Source organism: Eubacterium sp. MSJ-13 (assembly GCF_018918235.1).
In the GTDB taxonomy this organism is placed as follows: Bacteria; Bacillota; Clostridia; order Lachnospirales; family Lachnospiraceae; genus Butyribacter.
Genome location: NZ_JAHLQE010000111.1, coordinates 1 through 5,781, shown reverse-complemented (window position 1 = coordinate 5,781; position 5,781 = coordinate 1). Strand labels below are relative to the sequence as shown.

The 5,781-nt window shown below is 32.2% G+C and carries 4 protein-coding genes; 3 read left to right on the top strand and 1 reads right to left on the bottom strand.

Going from position 1 to position 5,781, the window contains the following annotated elements; genetic code table 11:
• Positions 1-229 precede the first annotated feature (229 nt).
• The 3 genes from KQI69_RS07165 to KQI69_RS07155 all read left to right on the top strand — a co-directional run bounded on the left by KQI69_RS07165 (position 230) and on the right by KQI69_RS07155 (position 3,064).
• The gene (locus KQI69_RS07165) at positions 230-1,006 is read left to right on the top strand and encodes a hypothetical protein (protein ID WP_216564662.1); all 777 of its coding nucleotides are present in this window, start codon (positions 230-232) and stop codon (positions 1,004-1,006) included.
• Between the two features lie 225 nt (positions 1,007-1,231).
• A complete protein-coding gene (locus KQI69_RS07160; protein ID WP_216564661.1) occupies positions 1,232-2,326 on the top strand; it encodes an ATP/GTP-binding protein in 1,095 nt (364 codons plus the stop codon).
• A complete protein-coding gene (locus KQI69_RS07155) occupies positions 2,327-3,064 on the top strand; it encodes a DUF3226 domain-containing protein (protein WP_216564660.1) in 738 nt (245 codons plus the stop codon).
• A 205-nt stretch (positions 3,065-3,269) separates the two neighbouring features.
• On the opposite strand, the gene KQI69_RS07150 is transcribed toward KQI69_RS07155, so the two are convergent.
• The gene (locus KQI69_RS07150; protein ID WP_216564659.1) at positions 3,270-5,756 is read right to left on the bottom strand and encodes a leucine-rich repeat domain-containing protein; all 2,487 of its coding nucleotides are present in this window, start codon (positions 5,754-5,756) and stop codon (positions 3,270-3,272) included.
• Positions 5,757-5,781: the final 25 nt, after the last annotated feature.

Here is a 5,781-nt window from a genome sequence, read left to right as displayed (position 1 = left end):
ATTTCGAGAGTGCATGTCAAAAAACGCAGGTGTAGCGGGCTACATCGAGGCTTTTTGACATGTTTTGTTTATATAACTATAGCATATATTATTTATTTATGAAAATAGTAAAAAAAACCGTTCATCCCGTGTTTTTGACCATTTATCCTAAATAATGATAAAACAAAGATTTTTATGATATGATAATTTAAAGAAAGCAAAGGTTTTATTATGGAGGAAAGTGAGAAGAATGAGAAGAAAAATTTACTTATTATGTGCATGTGCACTTATTCTGACCGGCTGCGGCAATAAAAACACTGATACAAATTCTGTCACCTCTATGCCTGTATCATTAGAAGTACAGCAGGATAAAGATGCTCTTGCAAAGTTACAGAAGATGTCAGAAAAATCATTGATTGCTAAAAAAGTCAGTAAAACAGTATTACAGAAAAAGTATCCTGATTGGTTCACGAAATCGGGGGATATAAAATATCCTGTAAGACCGGGAGATAAGAAGTGGGAAGCTGCAAAGACACAGAATGATCTTTATGAGCTTAGTGATATTCCAAAAGAGATAGTAGATTCGGTTGGCACGGAAACATTGCTTAAAGCCGTTGAGGAACATCCACTGCTATCACAGCCATATGATATATGGTCTGTCGGTATGGAAGCATTTTCAAGAAAATTTTATGGTCTGAAGATACTGCTTCAAAGAGAGGATGCTGGAATTGAAGCAGCTTCTGTTTATATGGCCAAAGATATGAAAGAGATAGTTAAGAAAGAAAATTCAAATGAAGACAAAAAACAGGTTCAAGCAGATGAAGATTATCACAAGATAGTTTTGGAGGAGTATCTTATATCGACTGAAAAGACATATGAACAGATGGATGATACTAAAAAACAGCAGGTTTTAAAAGCAATCAAAGCCAATTATGAATATGAAAAGGAAATAGCAAGTAATGCTGGGGCTCAGGAATATCATTTTTACGATATGATAAAATATGGAGATAATCCGTGGAAAAAATAATTCAGTTTATTCAAAAAAGAGATGTCACTATTTGAATTGACATCTCTTTTTTAAGTTTAGGAATTTGTTGAAAAATGAATTGTACTTTTATTTGACAACAGATGCAGATAGTAAAGCTTGCGTTTATAATGTGGGTAGGATATTATTATTTTATTGCAACAGTGTATATAATATAAATAACAAGTTATATGATAACGATGAAATTTTATTAAAAGAGGGAAAAATATGCTATCGGAGTTGAATATAGAAAAGTATCGAGGTATAGATGGTTTAAAATTGGAAAATTTAGGCAGAGTCAATGTGATTGCCGGTGAAAATAATACGGGTAAAACAAGTATTTTAGAGATTATAGAAAGTTTAGAGCGTCCAAATGATTTAAGAGCGTGGCGTTTGCTTGGGCGTAGGGAGGGAAACTCAGTACGCATTTCTACTACCACCTATGACACAATGAAGTCATTGTTTCCAATAAATAATGAAAATAATAAAACAAGTATTATTTATTCGGCAAAGTATAATAATGAAATTTTTTTAGTTGAGCTGATAGGGGAGTTTTCAGATACTATTTTAAACGATGAGCAGTTGGACAAAATCGGAGTTTTTAAACCTGATGATGGAATAATAGAATATGAACATAATGATTATGAAGCATCACTCCTTGACATACATTATAAAATAAATGGCAAAAATAGTGGTTCAGATAAGATTTACAGTTTGCAAAGAAAATTCACAACATCAAGAAATAAATTTGTAAGTATAGTTGAAAATGTTGTATATGTGTCACCTACTCAACATGCTAATAACTCATTTTACTTAAGTGCATTGATGACAAATTCGGAGTTATATGAAAAGTTTGTAGAGATTATGAAAGAATTTGACCCGGATTTTGTTTCGATTAATTCTGTAGAAGATGAGATGACTCATTCAAGAAAATATGTTGTATTGTCAAAAAAATTTAAAGAGGGTCTTCTATTAAATGCATACGGAGACGGCATGAAAAAAGCAATGCTGCTTTTGAGTGCTTTGCTTAAGGCAAAAGATGGTATTTTATTGTTAGACGAATTTGAGACAGCAATTCATGTTTCTGTTATGGGGAAAGTGTTTAAGTGGATCATAGAAAATGCAGCAAAATTAAATGTGCAGATATTTATGACATCCCATAGTCTGGAGGCAATAAATTCAGTTTTAAAATGTTGTCCTGATATGCAAAAGGATATTAGAATGATTACCTTAGTTAATACGGAAGATGGTGTAAAAGCACGCAATGTTAATGCATTAAAGGCTGTACAGTTGATGGATGAATATGGATTGGAGTTGAGATAGATGAAAGCTGTCGTATTTTGTGAAGGAACAACAGATTTGTTGATGATACAATTTGTATTGCAATATAAATATGGCTGGAAATATGATGGATTTGTGGAGAACACAGTGTCTAACAGACTGATGAAAAGAATTCTGGTAAAAGAGGGAGCTAAAATAGAGATAAGAAGCTGTGGAGGAATTACGAATATAGCGGAAGAAATGAGACGGTTTCAGGAACAGATGGAGTATTCAACTAAAAAGGAAGAACTTTTTAACAAAGTTATTATTTTGATAGACCATGATACTGTTGGGAGTAATAAAGAATTTACGGATAAACTTAATGAAAAGTTGCAGACAAGTTTTAATGAGGGAGATATAAATGTTGATAGAAAGTGGAAAATAGACAATCTTGTATTTAAAGAAATTGAACTTGACTTTTATATTCGTTGTCTTCCAGAGGAGGAGACAGGTGCGATTGAAAGTGTTATGCTTGAGGCTTTGGCAACAGATGATATTGAGGAGAGTTTAATCAATAACAGCGAAAAATTTATTTTGTATATTAGAGAAAATCAGAACAGATATTTACAGAGAAAGTCGTTGATAGCAAAGGCTGTTTTTAATACATATTTTGCAATAAGGACACCGGAAGAAAAATATGATGAAAGGTCCAGAGTTTTAAAAGCATATGATTGGAAAAATAACGAAGTGTTAAACAGAAGTTTTGCTTTTTTAGATATTTATGATGAAAATGCTAAATAAAAAATCTAGTAATATTTTTATTGGTGGTGATTATGTTAATAGTGTTTTGAAAAAATAGAAAAGAGTGGATAGATAAGTTTATAAAATTATAACTAAAAAGAGATGTCACTATTTGAATTGACATCTCTTTTAACTTATTTACATAATGTATAGTCAGATTATCATACATTATCAGTAATATCTGACAAGTGATACTTAACACTGATTATTGCAGCAACACATTAAATTTCTTTGCCTTAGAATATAATTTCTTGCCGTCTACAAGGTTGTATGCCCTTATATACAATACGGTTGAACTGTTCTTTCCTATATAAATATTTGCACTTGTTATTTTGTTGTCTGTAATCCTTTTGATGACATTGTTTTCTGTGTATATTTCATATCCGCTTGCATCTGCAGCCTGTTCCCAGCTTATTTTTACATATCTGTCGTTTATATATGCGTTTATTTTAACTTTTTTCAATGCTTTTGGAACAACGCCTTTGCTGACAAATTTAAGTTTATGTGTTTTTGCGGTTTTTTCGGCACATGTATTTGTAAATCCTTCTATTACGGTTTTTTCACGCATCTTATCTGATACATCATACATTTTAAATGAGATTAATGATGTAGGTATTGATATAAGTTTAGGTGCGAAAGTATCGTCTAAGTGCAAAGTCAGTTTTCTTACAGAGCATCCTTCCGGTATTGTAAATTTAGAAAGATTTGGGCAGTTTTCAAATGAAAGATTTTTGCATGATGTAATGTTTTTACCAAGCTTGATTTCTTTGAGTTTTGCTGCATTTCTAAAGGCAGTATAATTTACGGATAATACTGATTTTGGAAATGTATAGCTTCCGCTTTTCTGTGAAGGGTAATCTATAAGTTTTGTGAGCAGTTTATTGTAGAGTACACCGTCTTTTGCTTTATAATATTTATTATTACTTGCAACTGTATATTTTTTAAGTCCATTCAGATAATTTTTATAGTCGTATATGTAATATAAATTTTTAATCTTGCTTCCGATATAGCAGTTGCTTATGTTGCCAGGAATCGCAGAGATTTCTGTTTTTTCGGCATTTGTTATAACACCGTTGTCAGATACACAAAATGCTGCTCCTGACGAAACTGATGCAGTCTTAAAATAAGATGCCTGATTTTCATAAGGAATCTGTGAAGCATATAATGTCTGTTCTAACAATGTGACAGTACCTTTTTTTCCTGTAGGATATATCACAATATGGTAGTTAGAGGCATTTTCATCACCAGTCCATGATGATGAGTTGGATGAATTGTAGTTTTCTAAGTCGTAATAGCAGTATAAAATATCATCATTTACAAAAAATCTCTTGTTTGAATCTGGTATGGTTATCTTTTTGAGATTTTTCAGGTTTGATGATTCACCATATACCTGTTCAAGTTTTGAGGGCAGATTAAGTCTTGTTATACCTGAACCGCTGAATGAACTCAGAGAGAGTGTTCTGATTTTGTCTGTAATTGTAACATTTTTTAAGTATTTACAATTAATAAATGCATTGTCTCCGATTTTTTTAACGGTGTCAGGAATTTTATAGTTTCCTGCCTTGAGACATGGATATTTTTTGAGTGTAGTCTGATTTTTATTATACAAAATACCGTCTGATGCCGAAAATACTGCATTATCAGATGATACTTTGAAATTTTCAACAGAGTTGTCAAATGCACCATATGAGATAGTTTCCACATTGGCAGGAATTGTTATATTTTTTAATGAAGGGCAGTTAGAAAATGCACCATAAGCTATTGAGCTTGTATCTTTTCCTATAGTGACAGATTTAAGACTATCACAATAAGAAAATGTGTTATAACCTATGTAGTTGATATTATCAGATAATCTGACTGATTTGAGATTCTTACATGAGTAAAATGCGTAATTTCCAAGAGAATCAATATCATTTGGAAGTTTTACTGATGTAAGACTGTTACATTCCCTAAATGCTTCTGGTTTGATTGTTTCAAGGGATGACGGAAAAACGATTTTTTTGAGGTTTTCACATCCCATAAATGTTCTAGTTTCAATTGTGTTAAGATTTTTTGGTATGTTTACGGTTTCAAGGCTGCTACAACCTTTAAAAGAATCCTTTCCAAGTCTTTCAAGATTGGCAGGAAGTTTTATGTCTTTAAGTGATGAGCAGTTAAAAAATGTGTAAGGGTGGATTATGGTTACTTTTTTGGGAATGTTTATTTTGCTGAGTGAACTACATCCGTAAAATGCACCTTCACCGATTTTTGTAACTGTATCGGGAATCACTATTTCTTCAAGTTTTTTTGCCTTTCTAAATGCATACTGTGAAATTGTCTTTACGCCTGACGGAATAGTAAAGGATGCAGAGCCGCTATTTGGAAATCTTACAAGCCTTGTACCGTCTTTTGTATACAAGACACCGTCAATTGCCTTGAATGAAGGGTTGTCATTGTCTACTGAGAATTTTGTCACATTTGTTTTGTCAAGAGCAGTAGCAGAAATAGCACATACTTTTTTTGAGAGGTGCAAAGTACCGTCAGCATCAGCTTTGCAGTCTGTTAAAACTCCATAATCATTGAGTTCAGTGGACTGTTTTGCACTTGCTGTTGTTGCGCTGTAGGTTGTAAAAGGTGAAAATGTGCCTGAAAAAATAATGGAAAACGCAGTATCACTTCTTAAGAACTTTTTAAAAATTTTTCTTTTTTCCATATTGTTTTACCTCCAATTTTTTTTT